Source organism: Shewanella sp. N2AIL (assembly GCF_022690845.1).
GTDB lineage: Bacteria > Pseudomonadota > Gammaproteobacteria > Enterobacterales > Shewanellaceae > Shewanella > Shewanella baltica.
Map to the genome: position 1 here is coordinate 101,013 of NZ_JALBYT010000008.1, position 20,505 is coordinate 121,517.

The 20,505-nt window shown below is 45.1% G+C and carries 21 protein-coding genes; 9 read left to right on the plus strand and 12 right to left on the minus strand.

Going from position 1 to position 20,505, the window contains the following annotated elements; genetic code table 11:
• Position 1: 1 nt before the first annotated feature.
• On the minus strand, positions 2–1,384 hold the full coding sequence (locus tag MO387_RS07070) for a sigma-54 dependent transcriptional regulator (protein WP_006079400.1): 1,383 nt from the start codon (positions 1,382–1,384) through the stop codon (positions 2–4).
• A gap of 284 nt (positions 1,385–1,668) precedes the next feature.
• Here MO387_RS07070 and MO387_RS07075 point away from each other — a divergent pair, with 284 nt between their 5' ends.
• The 8 genes from MO387_RS07075 (at position 1,669) to mutM (ending at position 8,724) form a co-directional block, all read left to right on the plus strand.
• Positions 1,669–2,493, plus strand: a complete 825-nt coding sequence (locus MO387_RS07075) for a substrate-binding domain-containing protein (protein WP_006079399.1) — start codon at positions 1,669–1,671, stop codon at positions 2,491–2,493.
• On the plus strand, positions 2,490–3,197 hold the full coding sequence (locus tag MO387_RS07080) for an ABC transporter permease (protein ID WP_006079398.1): 708 nt from the start codon (positions 2,490–2,492) through the stop codon (positions 3,195–3,197). Before MO387_RS07075 ends, MO387_RS07080 begins: the two co-directional genes overlap by 4 nt.
• A gap of 3 nt (positions 3,198–3,200) precedes the next feature.
• Positions 3,201–3,911, plus strand: a complete 711-nt coding sequence (locus MO387_RS07085) for an energy-coupling factor ABC transporter ATP-binding protein (RefSeq protein WP_107950018.1) — start codon at positions 3,201–3,203, stop codon at positions 3,909–3,911.
• Complete coding sequence (mobA, locus tag MO387_RS07090) at positions 3,895–4,485, plus strand: molybdenum cofactor guanylyltransferase MobA (protein ID WP_006084724.1); 591 nt, start codon at positions 3,895–3,897, stop codon at positions 4,483–4,485. Before MO387_RS07085 ends, mobA begins: the two co-directional genes overlap by 17 nt.
• Before the next feature lie 33 nt (positions 4,486–4,518).
• A complete protein-coding gene (locus tag MO387_RS07095) occupies positions 4,519–6,330 on the plus strand; it encodes a bifunctional molybdopterin-guanine dinucleotide biosynthesis adaptor protein MobB/molybdopterin molybdotransferase MoeA (protein WP_107950020.1) in 1,812 nt (603 codons plus the stop codon).
• Positions 6,331–6,346: 16 nt separating this feature from the next.
• Positions 6,347–7,330, plus strand: a complete 984-nt coding sequence (moaA, locus tag MO387_RS07100; RefSeq protein ID WP_107950022.1) for a GTP 3',8-cyclase MoaA — start codon at positions 6,347–6,349, stop codon at positions 7,328–7,330.
• Between the two features lie 88 nt (positions 7,331–7,418).
• Positions 7,419–7,874 carry a hypothetical protein gene (locus MO387_RS07105; RefSeq protein WP_006084727.1) on the plus strand — a complete coding sequence of 152 codons (456 nt, stop codon included), beginning with the start codon at positions 7,419–7,421 and terminating at the stop codon, positions 7,872–7,874.
• Between the two features lie 34 nt (positions 7,875–7,908).
• On the plus strand, positions 7,909–8,724 hold the full coding sequence (mutM, locus tag MO387_RS07110; protein WP_011845381.1) for a bifunctional DNA-formamidopyrimidine glycosylase/DNA-(apurinic or apyrimidinic site) lyase: 816 nt from the start codon (positions 7,909–7,911) through the stop codon (positions 8,722–8,724).
• A 74-nt stretch (positions 8,725–8,798) separates the two neighbouring features.
• Here the strand turns inward: mutM and MO387_RS07115 are convergent, their stop codons facing one another.
• From MO387_RS07115 to rfbB, 7 genes are all read right to left on the minus strand, one after another.
• Positions 8,799–10,274, minus strand: coding sequence for a capsule assembly Wzi family protein (locus tag MO387_RS07115; RefSeq protein ID WP_107950024.1), 1,476 nt, complete (start codon positions 10,272–10,274; stop codon positions 8,799–8,801).
• Between the two features lie 79 nt (positions 10,275–10,353).
• Positions 10,354–10,845 (minus strand): pantetheine-phosphate adenylyltransferase, encoded by a 492-nt coding sequence (gene coaD / locus MO387_RS07120; protein WP_006084735.1) that lies wholly within the window; start codon positions 10,843–10,845, stop codon positions 10,354–10,356.
• Positions 10,846–10,915: 70 nt separating this feature from the next.
• Entirely contained in the window at positions 10,916–11,746 is an 831-nt protein-coding gene (locus tag MO387_RS07125; RefSeq protein WP_107950026.1) for a hypothetical protein, read from the minus strand.
• Between the two features lie 20 nt (positions 11,747–11,766).
• Positions 11,767–12,306 carry a dTDP-4-dehydrorhamnose 3,5-epimerase gene (gene rfbC, locus MO387_RS07130; RefSeq protein ID WP_107950028.1) on the minus strand — a complete coding sequence of 180 codons (540 nt, stop codon included), beginning with the start codon at positions 12,304–12,306 and terminating at the stop codon, positions 11,767–11,769.
• 10 nt (positions 12,307–12,316) lie between these two features.
• Entirely contained in the window at positions 12,317–13,198 is an 882-nt protein-coding gene (gene rfbD / locus MO387_RS07135) for a dTDP-4-dehydrorhamnose reductase (protein WP_107950030.1), read from the minus strand.
• Positions 13,199–13,245: 47 nt separating this feature from the next.
• Positions 13,246–14,115: a glucose-1-phosphate thymidylyltransferase RfbA gene (rfbA, locus tag MO387_RS07140; protein ID WP_107950032.1), complete on the minus strand. Its 870-nt coding sequence runs from the start codon at positions 14,113–14,115 to the stop codon at positions 13,246–13,248.
• An 88-nt stretch (positions 14,116–14,203) separates the two neighbouring features.
• Positions 14,204–15,262: a dTDP-glucose 4,6-dehydratase gene (rfbB, locus tag MO387_RS07145; protein WP_107950034.1), complete on the minus strand. Its 1,059-nt coding sequence runs from the start codon at positions 15,260–15,262 to the stop codon at positions 14,204–14,206.
• A gap of 291 nt (positions 15,263–15,553) precedes the next feature.
• Between rfbB and MO387_RS07150 the strand changes: the two genes are divergently transcribed.
• Positions 15,554–16,468, plus strand: a complete 915-nt coding sequence (locus tag MO387_RS07150; RefSeq protein WP_107950036.1) for a WavQ — start codon at positions 15,554–15,556, stop codon at positions 16,466–16,468.
• Positions 16,469–16,542: 74 nt separating this feature from the next.
• On the opposite strand, the gene MO387_RS07155 is transcribed toward MO387_RS07150, so the two are convergent.
• The 4 genes from MO387_RS07155 to MO387_RS07170 all read right to left on the minus strand — a co-directional run bounded on the left by MO387_RS07155 (position 16,543) and on the right by MO387_RS07170 (position 20,441).
• A complete protein-coding gene (locus MO387_RS07155) occupies positions 16,543–17,103 on the minus strand; it encodes a galactoside O-acetyltransferase (RefSeq protein WP_107950038.1) in 561 nt (186 codons plus the stop codon).
• Positions 17,103–18,209 (minus strand): dTDP-4-amino-4,6-dideoxy-D-glucose aminotransferase VioA, encoded by a 1,107-nt coding sequence (vioA, locus tag MO387_RS07160; protein ID WP_107950040.1) that lies wholly within the window; start codon positions 18,207–18,209, stop codon positions 17,103–17,105. The genes MO387_RS07155 and vioA overlap by 1 nt, the downstream gene beginning before the upstream one ends.
• 84 nt (positions 18,210–18,293) lie before the next feature.
• A complete protein-coding gene (locus MO387_RS07165; RefSeq protein ID WP_107950042.1) occupies positions 18,294–19,367 on the minus strand; it encodes a hypothetical protein in 1,074 nt (357 codons plus the stop codon).
• Between the two features lie 24 nt (positions 19,368–19,391).
• On the minus strand, positions 19,392–20,441 hold the full coding sequence (locus MO387_RS07170) for a glycosyltransferase family 9 protein (RefSeq protein WP_107950044.1): 1,050 nt from the start codon (positions 20,439–20,441) through the stop codon (positions 19,392–19,394).
• Between the last annotated feature and the right edge of the window lie 64 nt (positions 20,442–20,505).

Sequence of the window (20,505 nt, forward strand, 5' to 3'; positions counted from 1 at the left end):
CCTATGACTCCTGATCGCCGCTGAAATCAAACCACTCTTTATACTTACGATCTAAGGTCTTACGCGAAACGCCTAAATCCCTCGCCGCGGCAGACTTATTGCCAGAATGTAAGTCCACAACGCTGGTCACATGGTGTTTTTCGACTTCTTTTAATGGCCAATCCAATGGATAACCCGATGTCGATAAAGACTCACTCTTTAGCTGTTGTTTCCAATATTCCGCCGGCGGTTTGCCCAGCAAAATACAGCGCTCAATCATATTGCGCAGCTCACGAATATTGCCCGGCCACTCGTGTTGTTGCAACTTCACCATGTCCTCATGGCTCCACACGACTTCTCTAACCCCTAATTCGGCGGCGAGTTGACGAGTGAAGTGATGGGTTAACTCAACCACATCTTCGGGTCTGTCACGTAATGGCGGGATTAAAATATCGAGCACATTCAGTCGATAATATAAGTCACGGCGGAAATTCCCCGCATCCACTTCATCAATCAAAGTACGATTGGTGGCCGCGATCACTCGTACATCTATGTTCACTTCTTTCTCGCTGCCCACAGGGCGAATCGCTTTTTGCTCTAATACTCTGAGCAATGCCGTTTGCATTTTCAGTGGCATTTCGCCAATTTCATCGAGGAAAATCGTCCCGCCCGAGGCAAAACTGAATAAACCTTCACGATTGCCTTTCGCCCCCGTAAATGCACCGGCGGTATGGCCAAACAATTCACTTTCAAGCAGTTCAGGGGCGATAGAGCCACAGTTAACGGGGACAAAAGGTCCCTGACGTCCACTAAGTAAATGTAATTGGCGTGCGACTAATTCCTTACCCGTGCCCGACTCACCTTGGATCAACACCACGGCATTGGTCGGCGCCACACGTTCGATAATATGTTTCACCGACTTCATGGCCTCACTGCTGCCAATAATGGTCGATGAATAACCGATGGAAACCTCACGGCGCAGCATCAAATTCTCGCGTTTGAGCAGGCGGCGTTCGATACAACGATCGACCGCAGTCATCATCTGCTCAAGGTGGAAAGGTTTCATGATGAAATCAGACGCACCCGCGCGCAGCGCAGTAATCGCCACTTCCATGTCGGCATAGCCGGTCATAAAAATGATGTCCGAACGACGACCCTGCTCATCTAGCGCTTCATGCCATTCGATACCTGAGCGGCCTGGCAAGCGAATGTCGACGATCAGCAAATCGAAATGGCAGCGGCTACGTAGCTGCTCCGCATCTTCGATACTGCCTGCTGTTTCGACTAAGGCGAATTTCTTCGAGAGTGCCTTATTTAAAAAACTGCGCATTCCGGGTTCATCATCAACAATCAGTACCGATACTGCCGATGGAAGAGGCTTGAGGTTATTATCTATCTGGCTCATATTGTCTGCTTCTGGACATTTTGACTCATTTGCGACCAATTCTAGCACTGAAAATAGATGAATAGGTCACTATGAACCACAGGAAGTAGGTGCTGAGACAATTTGTCTGTAGAGTATTTGTTAAGCTTGGGATCAAGCTCACAAATTAGGTTAAGCTGTGAAGAAAATGACCGCATTCTCAGCTTGGCATCTAATTTGCTTTCAACCGAACGTATTACAATTTACGAGACCTTCCACTCAGTAGGCATTTGAGTTGGAATCCTATTTTTCGCCAAGGAGTACCCATGCTAAACATGAAATCTCATATTAAGTCACTACTGGGCCTGGTTGTTGCAGCCAGTATGTTCACCGTTTTACCCGCTCACTCGACTGAAGTTATCAAGTTAGCCACGACCACCAGCACTGAAAACTCAGGCCTATTAAAAGAACTGTTACCTAAGTTTGAAAGTGAATCTGGCTACAAGGTTCAAGTTATCGCCACTGGTACAGGCAAAGCCCTGAAACTGGGTGAGCAAGGTGACGTGGATTTAGTTATGACTCATGCGCCAAGTGCCGAAGCTAAATTTGTAGCCGACGGTTTTGGTGTTGAGCCCCGTGGTATCATGGAAAATGATTTCGTGGTACTGGGCCCTAAAAATGACCCAGCAAAAATCCGTGACAGCAAAAATGCCGAAGAAGCTTTCGCGAAAATTGCCAAATCAGGCGTACCTTTTATCTCCCGCGGTGACAATTCAGGCACTCATATCAAAGAGTTAGAAGTATGGAAAGCGGCAAGTGTGACACCCGATTTCAAAGGTTACACTTCAGTAGGTCAAGGCATGGGCAAAACCCTGCTAATGGCAAACGAAATGCAAGGTTACACTCTGTCTGACCGTGGTACTTTTGTAGCTTACAAAACTAAGCTAGATCTTGGTGTTGATTTCGATGGCGGCAAAACCTTAGCCAACCCATACCAAGTTATCCTGATCAACTCTGCTAAGTACCCAGATCTAAACCACAAAGGCGCTAAAGCGTTCAGTGACTGGTTGATCAGCAAAGAAGGTCAAAGCATGATCAATAACTTCAAAGTTGATGGCGAGCAATTGTTCAAGGCAACTTATAGCGAATGAGCGACGGCTGGCTAGCACTATTACAGCAGGCGTTAAGCCTGCTGTTTTCTTTAGACCCCGACGTTTGGTCCATCATTTCGATCTCGTTTTCGGTATCTTTCGCGGCTCTGCTCATCACGCTGGTGCCTTCTATGGTACTCGGCTTTGTGCTGGCGTTTGCGCCATTTCGCGGTAAATGGATAGTCACTAACTTAGTTCAAACTCTGCAATCTATCCCCACTGTGGTTATCGGTCTGCTGGTCTATTTACTGCTCACCCGCAATGGTCCTCTTGGCGATCTAAAATGGTTATTCACCCAAGAAGGCATGATCCTCGGGCAAATGTTGATCTGCGCGCCGGTACTGATTGCGATGAGCCAAGCCGCCTTTACTAGCGTTGACCGTAGAGCATGGGAAACCTCACGCACTTTAGGTGCCTCTTGGTGCCGCGCCGTATGGACAGTCTGCCGCGAGCTACGTATGCCCTTACTGCTGGCGATTGTCGCGGCATTTAGTCGTATTTTGACCGAAGTGGGTTGTTCTATGATGGTCGGCGGCAATATTTTAAACGTAACCCGTAACATACCCACAGCTATCGCACTCGAAACCAGCAAAGGCGACTTCGCCCAAGCTATCGCCCTCGGGCTAGTGCTGCTAATCTTGGCCTTGATCCTCAACTTTGCCCTCGGTGGTTTACGCGGCAAAGCCATGCCAAGGAGCCATTAAGCAATGACTAAGGTCAAACTGATCGCCCGTGACTTAGAGATGTCCTTTGGTGCGCGCCTGTTATTCAAGGCCGACGCATTAGCGCTCTGCCAAGGGGATGTGATTTATCTGCAAGGCGACAACGGCACAGGTAAATCGACCTTGATGAAAATTCTTGCGGGCTTGATGGCGCCAACTAAAGGTAAAATTGAGACTGAAGGTTTTGCCAAAAATGCTTGGTGGCGACGCAATCCCTTATTAGGCAAAGCCGTTTATCTGCACCAACATCCTTATTTGTTCGACGGCACAGTGGAATATAATCTCACCTATGGGCTGAATTTCAGTTCAGAAACAAAAGCCAAGGCGAAACAACGTATTACTCAAGCGATTGAGATGGCGCAGCTCGGGTCGCTGCTACACGCCAGAGCCAGTAATCTCTCTGGCGGCGAAAGACAGCGGCTCGCCATTGCGCGCGCTTGGATCCTACAACCTAAACTGTTAATGCTCGACGAACCGACCTCCAATATGGACAAGGATTCCCAAGAGCTCGTATTAAAAATGATCCAACAACTCAAACACGAAGGCACAGGTATGTTGTTGAGTAGTCATCAGAATTGCGCGTTAACCTCCATCTGCGAACAGCAGTGGCACATAGAAGGCGAACGAGTGACGACCGCTTATCAACACCCAGAATCTTTGCCAGCACAGGAGTCTTTATATGTCATCGCAAATTGATGCCGTTATTCTCGCCGGTGGCATGGCGCGTCGCATGGGCGGCGACGATAAAGGACTCGTCGAATTAAACGGCGAAGCCATGATTAAGCACACAATAGACAGAATAAAACCTCAGGTTAAGGAGATCCTGATCAACGCAAATCGCAACCAAACACGTTATGCTGAGTTTGGTTTTAAGGTGATAAGCGATGAACATACTGGTTTCCTCGGCCCTTTGGCGGGAATGATCACCGCAATGGGGCAAACGGATGCAGACTACTTATTGGTAGTGCCCTGCGACTGCCCACTGCTGCCAACCGACCTTGTGCCGCGTATGCTGGCAGCGATTAAGGCTGAAGATGCGGAGATCGCCGTCGCCAGTGACGGTGAATATGAACAACCCGTCGTCTTACTGTTAAAACCCAGCTTACGTGACTCGATGAAAGCGTTTCTTGAGGCGGGTGAGCGTAAAGTGGACTTTTGGTATGCCAAGCATCACTTTGTTGTGGAGTCTTTCTCCGACCAGCCCAATGCCTTTGTAAATGTGAATACGCCAGAACAAAAACAACGACTGGCCATGGAAATTACCAAATAGCTAAGGCTCCAATAACCCAAATTAGAGGTGCAAATGAGTAACCCCTTCGTCAATCCGCTCGCTATTCCCGTTCTCGGATTTTGTGCCTACAGTGGCACGGGGAAAACCACCTTACTCAAGCAATTGATCCCCGAATTAAATCAACGTGGTCTGCGCTTAGCCGTGATCAAACATGCGCACCATAATTTCGACGTGGATATTCCCGGCAAAGACAGTTACGAAATGCGTAAAGCGGGTGCGCGGCAAATGCTGGTCGCCTCCCACGTGCGCTGGGCGCTAATGACAGAAGATGCGCGCGATGGCGATCCTGAGTTAGTCCATTTGCTCAAGCAAATCGAAGCCGACAAAGTCGATATCGTCCTCGTCGAAGGCTTTAAAAAACTCGCTTTACCTAAAATTGAATTGCACCGCGCCGCCCACGGCAAACCTTTTATCTACACCCAAGATGAAAATATCCTCGCCATCGCCTGTTGCGATGACACTCAGTTGCCAAGCGATGCACTTCCAAGTGAGCTGCGCCGACTCGATCTCAACAATGTCAGCCAGATTGCCGACTTTGTCATTGAGTATGCTCAAAACTGGGAAGCACCACTCCAATACCCGATTTCAGCCGTAGATGCCTGCGCCATAGGCGACAACAAAAACCTCAGCGTCAGCCAAGGTTTAGCGCAGATTTTATCCCATGTATCCCCCGTGGCAGAGGTCGAAGAAATTGACTTAGATGCCTTAGATAACCGCGTACTGGCCAGCGACAGTATTTCTCCCGTCGACGTGCCGCAACAAACCAATTCGGCTATGGATGGCTACGCCTTTGTCTATCAAGACCCCATGCCTGCTACCTTAAAACGGGTGGGTGAGGTCCTTGCCGGTCATCAATATTCGGGCACGCTTAACGTCGGCGAAACTGTGCGAATCATGACGGGCGCGACTGTGCCCGTGGGTGCCGATACAGTGCAGCCCCGTGAACTAGCGAAAGAAGTCGACGACAATGTTAGCTTCGACGGTCGTATTCTGGCGGGTCAACACGTTCGCCTCGCGGGGGAAGATATCGCCCGAGGCCAAGTCGCCCTCGCCAAAGCCACTCGCCTAAGCGCCGCCGAACAAGGTTTACTGGCTTCACTTGGGCTCAATCGTTTGAATGTTTATCGCCGCCCAACCGTTGCCGTCTTCTCCACCGGCGATGAAGTGAGCCAACCTGGCGAAGCACTCAAGGCCAACTGCATCTATGACTCAAACCGCTTTACCATCAAAGCGATGGCAAAACGTCTTGGCTGTGATGTTATCGATTTAGGCATTATCGAAGATTCTGAAACCGCACTCGAAGCGACGCTCGCTAAAGCCGCCAACCTTGCCGATGTTGTCATTAGCTCTGGCGGCGTGTCAGTCGGTGATGCGGATTACATTAAAACCGTACTGGCCCGCTTAGGCAAAATCGATTTTTGGCGGATTAGCATGCGTCCGGGTCGGCCCCTCGCCTTCGGCAAAATCGGTGATAGCTTATTCTTCGGGCTGCCGGGCAACCCTGTAGCGGTAATGGTCACTTTTCTGCAGTTTGTGCAGCCCGCTTTGCGAAAATTGGCAGGTGAAGTGAACTGGCAAGCACAGCTATTCCCCGCAATAAGCGATGAAACCCTGCGAAGTCGCCAAGGCCGCACCGAATTTATTCGCGGGATTTATCAGCTTGGCAAAGATGGACGCCTGCACGTGAGCAGCACAGGCAACCAAGGTTCCGGAATGTTAAGTTCAATGGTCAAAGGGAATTGTCTCATCATCATAGGCGATGATGCAGAAGCCGTGAATGCAGGTGAAACTGTGTTTATTCAAACCTTTGCGGATCTGCTTTAAGATCCAGTGAGTTTTTATGAGTCTAATGGTGGATTCCTTTGGCCGTAAGGTCGAATATTTACGGCTCTCAGTCACCGACCGCTGCGACTTTCGCTGTGTCTATTGCATGACGGAAGATCCCTGTTTTCTGCCAAAGGACCACGTACTCCACCTCGAAGAATTAGCTTGGATTGCCCAAGCCTTTACCGAGCTTGGTGTGACTAAAATTCGCCTGACTGGCGGCGAGCCCTTAGTTCGCACCGATTGCGATCAGCTAGTGAGTCTGCTTGGCAAACTGCCTGGGCTGACAGATTTATCCATGACCACTAATGGTTCAAGGCTGACAAAATTCGCTAAGCCCATGTTTGCTGCAGGATTAAAGCGCCTCAATATCAGCCTAGATACCTTAAACCCCACATTGTTTACCCAGTTAACACGTAACGGTAAGTTAGACAGAGTCATCGACGGTATCGATGCCGCGATTGCGGCGGGCTTTGAACGTATCAAGATTAATGCGGTAATTTTAAAACAGCAGAACGATAATGAAGTCATTGATTTAGTTGATTTCTGCCGTGACCGCCGTTTAGACATCGCCTTTATCGAAGAGATGCCACTTGGCGAAATAGATGAGCGTAAACGCGCCCGTCATTGCAGCAGCGATGAAGTCAAAGCCATCATAGAAAGTCGCTATCCGCTGCAGCTATCTAACAAACGTACTGGCGGTCCAGCGCGGTATTACACTATGGCCGACAGCCCAATCCATATCGGCTTTATCTCACCCCACAGTCACAACTTCTGCCACGAATGTAATCGAGTGCGCGTCACAGTTGAAGGCCAATTATTGCTGTGTTTAGGAAATGAGCATGCCGTTGATCTCAAAAGCATAGTCAGGGAATTTCCCGCAGATATTGAGAGACTTAAAGCCGCTATTCTCGCGGGCATTAACCTCAAGCCTAAGCAACACGACTTTGGCAATAATCAGGTACAAATCCTACGCTTTATGAACGCCACTGGTGGTTAAGCATCCCCTCAATCGCTTAAGGGCTAGCATCTCAATTTGGCCGTGATAAACTCGAAGCATCACCCCATACTTAGCGTCACACATTTCTATGGCCTTAACTCGTAAGCAATGGAATAACGTCATTATTGTCGCCTGTGTCTTTATGGTCGCCGTGCTGACTTTTATGGATAACAAGACCAATAATGTTCCGAGTGATGCTCAGCTGCTATTTGACGATAATGCGCCGCTTTCACAGCTGCAACTCAATGGGATGTGGCTGCACAAGCAAGCATCACAATGGGAGTGCGACACTACAGTCCTCAACTGTGATGAATGGGCTAAAGCGTGGCAAACCATACGGGTGTCTCCTTTAACGGCGGCACCAGAAACCACAGATAATCCACAAGAATTAGTCATTCAGATTGCAGATATCCGCGATGCTCAGCTGTGGATCTATTTCCCCAATGAAGGCGCGTTAAAGTCTCCCGCAGGCAATTGGTATTTAGTGCCTCCGAGTTTACGAGCTAAACTGCAACCGATCCTCGATGCGAAACCCGCAGCTTAATGTCCCCAATTTTACTTAAGATAAGAAAGAATCCATGCCGGAATTACCTGAAGTTGAAGTCACCCGTCAGGGTATTGCACCCTTCCTTGTCGAGCAAACCGTGGTTGATCTTGTGATCCGCAATGGTTCGCTGCGCTGGCCAGTACCTGACATTGCCAAACAAATTATCGGCCAAGTCATACGCCAAGTGCGACGCCGTGCTAAGTATCTGTTAATCGACACTGATGCGGGCACTAGCATAGTGCATTTAGGCATGTCGGGGAGTTTACGGATTTTGCCCCACGATACCCCAGTGGAAAAGCATGACCATATCGACTTAGTGCTCGCCAACGGCCGTATTTTACGTTTTAACGATCCTAGACGTTTCGGTGCTTGGCTATGGTGTGAACTCCCAGAAGAAGCGCATCCATTACTCGCCAAACTGGGGCCAGAGCCACTGACTCAAGCCTTTAATGTCGCACAATTAGCGGCAGCTTTAGCGGGCAAGAAAAAGGCCATCAAACTCTGCCTGATGGATAATCATATCGTGGTGGGAGTGGGTAATATTTACGCCAATGAAGCCCTGTTTGCGGCGGGCATTCATCCAGAAGCCGAAGCAGGTAAAATCGATATCGAGCGCTTGACCGTTTTAGTTGCCGAAGTGAAGCAAATCTTAGCCCACGCCATTAAGCAAGGCGGCACTACGCTCAAAGACTTTACCAATGCCGATGGCAAGCCGGGCTACTTCGCCCAAAAACTGCATGTCTATGGTCGCGGCGGTGAAACCTGCACCAGCTGCGGTAACCTATTGAGTGAAATCCGTTTAGGCCAACGCACCACAGTATTCTGTGGCATTTGCCAGACACGCTAACATTGCATTATTTCATAAACAAAAATGCCAAGCATTGGCTTGGCATTTTTGTCGTTATCAGATGTGAGCTACGATTAGAAGCGATACTCAAAACTGCTAAAGAGCGTGGCATTAGTATCATTTTCTTGAACATCAAATTCCGATCTCGATACCGTGCCACCTAAGCTCCACATGCCTTTCCATACAGGCATACGATAGGAAAACTCAAGCATCAACAAATCTTCCTTCTGTGGTTGTGGCGCCCAAGTGCTCGCCACATTAGTGCCATCTTTATTCAACTTCGCATAACGCAATAAAGAGGTAAAACCTCGGCTGTTACTAAACTGGCCGACTAATCCCACCACAAACGTTTGAGCATCGCTATCATAGGTTGAGCCTAAAGCACGGCCATAATAACGAGAACCACTTAGATAGACAGGATCTTCATAGAAGCAATTGGCACTATCACCATCGCATTTTACATAGGTGTCCGAATATTCCATAAACAGCTTAAACTGCTTTCCCGATGTGCCAAAATGGGTATCAATCCCCCAAAGTGAGCCGCAGTCGCTGCCATTCTCACAACTATGTTCGAGATATAATCCCACAGGAATATCCTGCAAAGAACTGCTATAACGCATATCGATACTTTGGGTTCTATGGCCCGCATCGCGGCGCTCATCTGGCGCGCAATCACTTCTGCCATCGAGGCAAACTGAATTACTGGCAACCGAATCCCACCAAGAGTTGAAGTTACAATCTTGGCCCTCTCCGCAAAACAATGTAGACCACGACAGACCCACTTCTAGCTGCTTAATCGGTCTTGCACTTAAGCGCATATCCCACTCAGCCGTTTTAGGCACAGCACGATCAACTTCCGTTAAGCTAAATCCGGTTTTAAATGTCCAAGGACCAATCCAAGATAACCAAGGCGTTTCAAAGGCTGCAGCATTATTGCGGCTCAGTGTTAGCGACTGCATAGGGCGAGCGTTATTAGAGCGGTGCAATGCAGAGTCAAATCCAGGCCCCCACCACTGTTCAACCGAACCCAAGGTCGCAATCCAATTACCGAAAATGATGGCAAAATATGACTCATCGAGGCGAAAATTTTTATTATCTTGTGGATCATAGGTTTCTGCCACAGTCGCCTTATAGGCAACACGCGATCCTAAATACTCGTAGGAACCCAGCACTTCACCTTTCTCGCGATAATTGGAGCCATAGTGTTGAAAACGAGCAGGATCGGTCGCGCCCGAGACTTTAACCCTCGCATTGCCGCGATTATCGACAGCATTTTGATAGTAAAAGTTAACCCGAGCAAAGGCTTGCACTAGACTAGGAGAAAGCAATTCAGGCTCTACTTTTGCTAAATCGCCGCCAATTCCTGACCACATCAAGGGATAAGTATTCACAGGAACAGTGATCACACCCGCATCGGCCAACGCTTGAATATCGGCTCGAAGATAAATGTCCGAGGCATCAACCCAAGGGGCAGCAGCAAGCATTGAAGAAAAAAATAGGCCAGAGGCAATGCTAGTAGCAAGGATCGTGGGGGTTAAAAAAGCCTTCATAACATCCTTTTAAGTATCATCGCGAGGCCACAATGCCTCAAAGTTAACACAAAACGCCTACGTAAAAAGCGGCTAAAATCTAAGGTTTAGCCAGCTTAAGCTTTGCTGCTAATGCTGTCGCCACTTCTGAGTGAACAAATTGGCTCACATCGCCACCATGCAAAGCGACTTCCTTTACTAAGGTTGAGGAGATAAAGGAATTTTCCTCGGCAGGCGTTAAAAACACGCTTTCCAGATCTGGGCTCAATCGACGATTCATATTTGCTAGCTGGAATTCATATTCGAAGTCAGATACCGCACGTAAGCCACGCACTAGCACACTGGCCTTTTGCTCCTTGGCAAAATCCACCAGTAAACCCGAAAATCCAACCACTTCAACATTATCCAAATGAGCGGTGACACGATTTACCAGTTCAACCCGCTCTTCTAAGGTGAATCTTGGCTGCTTAGAAGGATTGGCTGCAATACCAATAATCACATGCTTAAACAGCTTAGCCGCTCGCTCAATCAAATCGGCATGACCATTGGTAATGGGATCAAACGTCCCAGGATAAATCGCTCTTGTGTGCATAGTAAAAGTACATCCCACCGCTATCATATATTCATTAAAGGCACCCAAGAAGATACCCTAAAACACGCTGCTAACTTAATTTACGCTTAAATGCCATCCACTTCCGCCGAAAACGATTTAACGATCGCATCCACTTCTGCGGATGAAATGAAACTAACTTACCGCCACGCTGAACACAAGTTATAGACAATAGTATCTCATTGAGAATGGCGATCACCTTAAGCTTTATCAGCTCTGGATTTTTACAACTCGCGTTATACCAGCCTTTACCTTGTTTGGTAGGAAACATATAAGTCGACAAATGGTTTTGTATTTCAGCACAGCTACGGGCAAACTCAATCTTGCCATGATTGACTAGAATCGACGCTTTAAAATCATCATCGCAACCAATCTTATCGAACGGTAGTAATAGCCCGATATCCTTCATATGTACTGCCAATAAATAAGACGCAATCCAAGCATCACCCGTCACCTGGTTTAACTGAATGGTCTGTTTAAAATGCTTTATATCGCCCACTACCTCACCAAAGCTAGCGCAATTAATAGCCTGACTAATAAATTTCACATTAAGGGATGAAAACGGCCAATGGTGGCAAAAAGTATCATTAGCAAAAATCAGTACATCATCATCTGCTATATTAATCTGCTGTCGAACATGGGCAAGCCCTTCGTCCCAAGCAGAAAACTCCCAACCTTTATTACTGCCTTCAAGCTCAAAATCAATAAAGTGATCATATTGAGTGGTTTGCGTACGCGCCTCAACCGTATTGTATACAACGCAGATTTTAACTTTGTCGGAAATTTTTGACAGAATATCGGCACTGTACTTAAGTGCGCTTTCCTTGTAATGCGAATAATAACTCACAAGAATTACTATCGCTTGGCGTTTTCGATCATACATTTACAGTAAACCTCGACGAACTAAAATGTAAAAGCATCGGCAAATGCCGTCCCCATCTTATCTTTAGCAGACAATATGGGAGGGACAGTTATCGGCCAAGCTATTGCTAACTCGGGATCATCCCAAGCAATACTCTGTTCAGAGGCTGGATGGTAGTAATCGGTACATTTATACACAAATTCAGCTTCATCACTCGTGACATAAAAACCATGGGCAAAGCCTGCAGGAATCCACAACTGTCTTTTATTTTCTGCGGATAAGTAAACACCAACCCAGTGGCCAAAAGTCGGGGAATTATTACGCAAATCAACTGCCACATCGAAGACTTCACCCGAGGTAACTCGTACAAGTTTGCCTTGAGTTTGATCAGTCTGATAATGCAAACCGCGCAGTATCCCTTTACAAGACTTCGAATGATTATCCTGCACAAATAGGCAGTCGGCGACCTTTTGTTGGAAATCTCTCTGACTCCAAGTCTCCATAAAAAAGCCACGTTCATCACCGAAAACTTGAGGCTCGATAATTTTCACATCTACAATGTTAGTTTCTATAATATTCATGGTCTTACTACTATAAATAGGCCTTAATGTCTTTAAACGCCAATCGCCAATCACTCGCATAAACACCTAGGTTTGTTGCAATTTTTGTACAATTCAACCGTGAATTTAAGGGTCTTTTAGCGGCAGTGGGGTACTCAGATGTAGTAATAGGCTTAACCTTAATGTGCGTATTTAGACACCGTTGGGCATAGGCCTCGTCAAAAATATACTGTGCAAATTCATGCCAAGAAACGTAGGGTGAGCCACTAAAATGATAGATACCCCAAGGACATTCATGCTCCATTGAGCGTTTTGCCATAGCGATCAGCGTGTCGGCAATATCACCCGCATAAGTGGGACTCCCAAATTGATCACAGACAACACGAATATCCGACCGTTCACGACCAATACGCAACATCGTTTTGACAAAATTAGCCCCAGTCTCGCCAAAAACCCATGAAGTTCTCAAAACAAAATGCTGAGGATTAGTATTTATAACAGCTTGTTCACCCGCCAGCTTGGTTTCACCGTAAACACTTTGAGGATCGACTGTATCTGACTCAATATAAGGAACTTTTGCATCACCAGAAAACACATAATCGGTAGAAACGTGGATCATAGTGGCTTTAATCTTATTGGCCGCAACAGCTAAATAAAGGGGCCCCAAGTGATTTACACGCTTTGCATTAAGTTCATCTTGCTCCGCCCGATCCACCGCAGTATAAGCGGCGGCATTGATCACAACATCAGGGCGAAAACGTTCAATGCAAGCATTTACGGCCAACTCATCGGTGATATCCAGCAAGTGTCGATCCACTGCCAATAATTCCACGTGGGTATTAATGCCGCCGCTCAGTTTCTCAACCAATTGACTACCGACTTGTCCCTTTGCACCTGTGACGAGTATCTTCATCGGCTTATCTACCCACAATGAATCGAACTGAATGAAAAGTCATAGGACTATCGCTTATCCATAAGTGAGACTAAATAGCGACCATAATCATTTTTTAGCATAGGTTGAGCGAGAGCAATCAATTCAGCATCACTCAACCAGCCATTTCGCCATGCAATTTCTTCTAAGCATGCCACTTTTAGACCTTGTACATTTTCAATTGTCTGCACAAAGGAAGAGGCCTGATGCAGACTCTCATGCGTACCAGTGTCTAACCAGGCAAAACCACGCCCAAGAATTTCAACATTTAAGCTGCCGGCATTAAGGTAAATTTGGTTCACCTCAGTGATTTCAAGCTCGCCACGGGCGGAGGGCTTGATGCTTTTAGCAATATCGATGACCGAATTATCATAAAAGTACAAACCAGTCACAGCCCAATTTGATTTAGGTGTAGTTGGTTTTTCTTCAATACTAATGGCGCGGTAATCTTGATCAAACTCCACGACTCCGAAACGCTCGGGATCTCGGACGTAATATCCAAATACCGTCGCCCCCGTAGGTCGGCTAGCGACCTGTTTTAAGGTTTTACTAAAAGATTGGCCATAAAAAATATTGTCGCCGAGTACTAAACAAACACTGTCACTACCAATAAAATCTTCTGCAATAATAAATGCTTGCGCTAAGCCATCGGGACTCTCTTGAATTGCATAGGAAATATGGATACCAAAGTCGCGGCCATCACCCAATAATCGCTGGAAACTCGCATTATCTTCCGGCGTAGTGATCACTAATACATCACGGATTCCTGCTAGCATAAGTGTCGACAATGGATAATAGATCATGGGCTTATCATAAACAGGCAATAGCTGTTTAGAGACACCTCGAGTGATAGGATATAAACGACTACCAGAACCACCCGCAAGAATAATACCTTTCATTAAATATCCTAGATGTTAGAGCTTAGCTTTCAAGCCACGGCAAAATGACTGAAACCTAAAATCATATTAACTTTATTGAGTGAAATGGTTACACACCTAAACGTTCACGCTGATATGAACCATCAAGCACATGTTGGCACCAAGATTGATTGGCGAGGTACCATTCAACCGTTTTACGAATACCTGAATGGAAAGTCTCTTCAGGATGCCAGTCTAATTCTGACGCAATCTTAGACGCATCAATAGCATAACGCAGATCATGCCCAGGCCTATCATCAACATAGGTAATGAGATCACTATAACGATTTACGCCGTTAGGTTTTGTCGGCGCCAACTCTTCCAATAACTCACAAATAGCCATCACAACATCGATATTTTTCTGCTCGTTATGCCCACCGATATTATAAGTCTCACCAATAACGCCCTGAGTCACGACTCGATAAAGTGCGCGGGCATGATCTTCCACATATAACCAGTCACGGATCTGTTGGCCGTTACCATAGACAGGTAAAGCCTTGCCTTCCAAAGCATTCAAGATCATCAAGGGAATAAGCTTCTCGGGGAAATGGAAGGGCCCATAGTTATTCGAACAATTTGTGACAATAACTGGCAAGCCGTAAGTGCGATGCCAGGCACGCACTAAATGATCGCTCGACGCCTTAGAGGCAGAATACGGACTACTGGGCGCATAAGATGTCGTCTCAGTGAAAAGATCCGTCATATTAGGCAAATCACCAAACACTTCGTCGGTAGAAATATGGTGAAATCTAAACCGTGACTGTCGCTCAGCATCGAGTCCACGCCAATAATGACGAGCCGTTTCCAGCAACTGATATGTGCCTATAATATTGGTTTCAATAAAAGCGGCAGGACCATCGATCGAACGATCGACATGACTTTCAGCAGCAAGATGCATAACAACATCAGGTTGATGAGCAGAAAATACACGGTCTAACTCTGCTCTGTCACAAATATCAACTTTTTCAAATTGATAGCTTGGATTCGATTCAACGCCAGCCAGAGATTCTAAGTTACCCGCATAGGTCAATTTATCGAGATTCACGATCGAGTCTTCGGTGTTACTTAAGATATACCGGATCAATGCTGAACCAATAAACCCTGCACCACCCGTTACTAAGATCTTCATTCCAACCTCAAAAAATTATCACAAAAATTATGAGGTTTATGATATCAAACCACTCAGTAAAGGTACACGATCAACCAAAGTAACAGAAAGACGGTAGGCACAAAGCCATAGCCTACCCACCCAAAATATTGTTATGACTTTTCCTAAACAATCGGATGAATGCATTGAGATGCCAACAAGCCTACACAACTAGTTACAATACTTTCTAAGCAATGTTAAAATACTTAGCCTTACCATCAAGATCAACAACTTAAGACAAAAATTCACTTAAGCAACATAATAGGTTAGATAATGCAAACGAGATACATCATTTTTGCACCTTCATATAATCGAACCTCTGGAGGTGTGATTGTTTTACACAAACTATGCCATCTCATTAATGAGCTCGGTGGTAATGCTGTGATATTTCCTTTTTTTCAGCAATATAAATTCAGCAAAAAAGATCTCTCTGGACTAAAAAAGTTTATTAATAAGTCTATTGATGGATTATTTAGGCAATATAGAACTAACCCTGAATTCAACACGCCAGTATATAAAGGAAAAATCACTGACAATGATATTGTTATATACCCTGAGCTCGTTTTTGGAAATCCTTTAAAAGCAAAAAATATCATTAGATGGTTGTTAAACAAACCAGGTTTCTTTACCGGAGAGGTTTTCTATGGTGCTAATGAACTTTATTTCAAATTTGACCATGGTCTCGTCAACGACTTTCATTTCCATGGTTCGACATTATCGAATAACATTCTCAACATCTTGCATATCCCCTATGAAATATACAATGAAAAAAATACACAGGAGTCTAGAGCTGGTGTCGCATATTCTATCCGAAAAGATAAAATAAAGCCGAAAACATACCACCCAAAAGATGCAATTCTTATTGATGGTTTATCACATGAAGAAACAGCAAAAATCTTCAAGCGGGTAAAACAATTTATTTCATATGACACTTATTCTGCCTATTCATCGTTTGCCTCTCTATGTGGTTGTGAGTCAATTGTAGTACCGGATGAAGGTGTCACAAAAGAACAATGGTATCCCAACATTGAGAATCGGTATGGCATAGCCTATGGATTGGAAGACTTAGAGTTCGCCAATTCGACCAGGCGTCTAAAAAGACAACATTTTGAAAAACTCGATAAGGCTTATGCACAATCTGTGACTGATTTTATGCTGGAATCAAAAACATTTTTTAATTTATCCTGACGGCTATAGCCACAAGGGATATGCTTGGCATTTATTCAGCATAAATACTAGGCATATCTTTATGTAAAGTGAATCTACTTAAGATTTGCAATATCTGCAATATTAAGTAACTTCCGCTGCCGTTCTTTAATTCTCTTTGCTGGCACGCCAGCGTATATGCCAAATTCATGGCATATGTTATTAACCAAAGATAATGCCCCGACAGCAACACCATCATGAATAATAGACTCAGGTAAAATCACACTGCCACTGCCTATGACAACATGCCTTCCAATTAATACATCACCATGATTTACATTTGTAAATTCTGCTGGCACTGTGGGGTTTGTCATATACTCACCAGAGTAATCATCACTACTAGAATATACGCTGACACGAGATGATAATGTACTGAAATCAGATAACACAATTTCCCCAGCGCCAATCAATAAGGAAAAAACGGCTATATGGACATAATCGCCAATGACGATTCCGCCAGTACCAGCAGATAACACACAAAAATCATCAATGCGAATATTATTACCAAGAGTAATTCTCTCAGTACCGTAGATAGATGCTTTATCTGAAATAAAAACTGTCTCTCCAACTGAAGCGAATCCCATCTTTTCTAATTCATCACGGCTCAAATAGGCCATTAGATACTCCTTATCAAGTCAATAATTAAATTAACATCATCAATTTCCATCTCATTAAAAATAGGAATGCACAATACTTTATTTGAAGTCTCATTCGCATAGGGAAGATGAGCTACTGAAGCAGACTCCAACCCTTTATACATAGACATATTACTGATTAACGGGTAAAAATAACGACGAGATAAAATATTGTTTTTCTTTAGTTTTTCATAAAGTTCATCTCGAGTCAGACTATATGATGACTCAACCAAAATAGGGAAATAAGAATAGTTGCTGTTACTATCTTTAGATAATTCAGGCACCCTAATTCCTTCTACTTCAGCAAGCTTCTCTCTATAGTGATGATCGATAACTTTTCGTTGCTCTATTGCTTGGGCAATATATTTCAACTGCACCAAACCAAAGGCAGCATTGATTTCACTCATTTTTCCATTTATGCCTACCGCGGTAACCGTTAACTCATCCTCAATACCAAAGTTTTTCAACCTATCGATTTGTAATTTGGTCTCTGCATCTGGACTAATCACAGCTCCACCTTCAAAAGTATTAAACACTTTCGTGGCATGAAAGCTTAAAATAGATAAATCACCATAGTTAAGTAAACTCTGACCTTTGTAATTAACACCGAATGCATGAGCAGCATCATAAATGACCTTAAGCCCATGTTTATCTGCAATAGCCTCGATCGCCTCAACATCACAAGGATTGGAGTAACAATGGACTGGCATAATAGCCGATGTCTTAGGTGTGATTGCAGCCTCAATTTTTTTAGGGTCTATATTGAACGTATTGGGATCTATATCGACAAAAACTGGCACGAGCCCATTCCATAAAATAGAATGACTCGTCGCAACAAAAGAATATGGCGTTGTAATCACTTCTCCAGATATCTTTAATGCCTGCAAAGACGTGATTAGCGCGATCGTAGCATTATTAAATAATGAGACATGCCGTACACCAAGATACTTACCCAGTTCTTTTTCGAGTCTCTGATGGAATGGGCCATTATTTGTTAACCAACGATTACCCCATATTTCTTCAAGATATGGGGTAAATTCATTCAGTTCGGGCAAGAATGGTTGAGTCACTGGGATCAGTTTAGACATATGTATTCTCTCAATAAATAATGCAGAAATATTGCATACTAGCCAGGTAAGATTAATAGGCTAAAAATGACTCATCATAAAAAATCAGCCAAGATCTAACAAAAATGCCAACTCCTTCATCGCCACATCAAGCCAGTTAAGCTGCTCGCCTCTTGCTAATGAGGTTATTAGCTGATTAGCTAATGTAGGATCTAAGAGCAAGGCAATCTTATGTCCTATGGCTTCTGATTTAGTTTCACAACTTATTACATACTTTTCTGATACACATTTTTCAATCCTTGGCGGCTGATCCTTAGATACAGGAACAGCCAAGGTCGGTTTGTGCAGCGCTATCGCTTGTAATAAAGTATCTCCACCGCTCAATACGGCAGCCTTAGCCGCGGCCAAAATATTAATAAATTGCTGATTATTCAATTGAGGAATAACAACTACCCCCTCAAGCTCAGGCAGAGGATTTGGATAATTAGGGCCAAAAACCATGACACTTGTTATGCCAGATGCTTTATAGCTTTCATGAGCGGCCTGAGCAAAAATATCTGCGGCTAATTCGCCATTTACCTTGTGCCCACCAGAACCCGCATTAAATAATACAAACTCATTTTGCGTTAGCTGATATTGCGCTAATAATGCCGCTTGAGTGCTTGCATCGGGCTGAGTAAAGACAGGACCTATATTCAAAGGCGCGGGTTTATTAATGAGTTTCAGCTTCAGGCGATCTAACCAACTGATAGGACCGATCACAAATTCTGGTTGCACGACCCAATGACAATCCGTCACTAAAGCGCGGCCAATTTTCATTCCACGGCTACGCTTACGCTTGTGCTGGCTGAGAAATATGACCTTAGCGCCGAGTTTATGGGCATGGACTAACTGTGATTTACGCCCAGAAGCATCGAACAATACTATATCGGGCAGGTAATCAGACATGATTTGATTCACCGCTTTGACTTGTTTAGTCGGCGTATCTTCAAGTAGCACTGCCGGATAAGGGCATTGAGCCGCATAGGGTGCTTGTTCACTTAAAATAAACTTTATCTCGGCATTCGGCCAAGTTCTTTTCACCTCATCGGCAATGATCATTGAGCGCATATACTCACCTATGCCCTCAGCCGATGAGACTGGGATAAACAAGAACTTAGGGGCTTTTTGAGGAGCCATAATTAACCTTTAATCCAAATAAATTTATTCTGAAGTTTTAGTGTCATACGCCACCAGATCAAACTTCTCAATCACAGCTTCAACACTAATCAATGACATTAGATGCTCGCCTTTAGCGCGAGTTCCCCACTTAATTTGTCCACTATGCTGCAACCTGATGGCCTCATCATAGGCGCTCGCCACATATTGCTGAGATAGATACGGACCTGTGCGCCCAGGATTGGAATGGGCATATAAACCAATGACTGGCGTGCCTTGGGTCACCGCCATATGCGCAGGACCGGTATCTGGCGCTAACACTAAACTGGCGCGTTTTAGCAGTGCTAAGAGTTGAGTCAGACTGGTTTTGCCCACTAAATTATCGATTTTAGAGGGGCAAGCCTGCAAAATTTGCTCGGCTAAATCCTTCTCAAGTTGAGTTGGGCCACCGCACAGCATGACTCTAAATCCTTTCGCAATCGCATGGCTCGCGACGGCGGCATAACGCTCGGGCAACCAGTTACGTTCAGCCTTACTGGCTGCGGCGCAGATGATAAAGACTTTTTCATTGTCTTTAATCTGTGTCTGGGCAAATTCAGTATCCGCAATTGGCACAGGAATATGCCATTGAGGAGTGAGATCGTTAACGCCAATCGCCTTAGCGAATCCCATAAATCCTTCGAGCACATGGGGCTTGGCCAAGGGCTCCACCCTGTGATTTGTCACTAGCCACTGACCTTCTTTAGCGCGGGCACGATCAAAACCTATGCGCACCTTTGCCGAAATGGCTAATGAAGCCAAGGTAGCACGTAGCGCAACCTGCATATGCAGCAGCACGTCAAAACGTCGGCCTTTTAAGGCCTTACGCAAATTAAAATAGCTGCGCCATCCTTGAGATTTATCGAAAATAACAAACTCAATGCCGGGTAAATGCTTCAACAATTGATATTCGAGTTTACCGATCACCCATGTGATTTTGAGCTCGGGGTATTGCCGCTGAATCGCCTGCACCATTGCCACGGCATGACAGACGTCACCGATAGCGGATAAGCGCAGCAAACAAAGAGAATTCATGGTATTGGGATTTAAACTCATTGGGATTGAAGCTAAAAGCTCTTAAGGTTATTTGGCGCAAGCTAAGGATCTTAATGTAGAATGG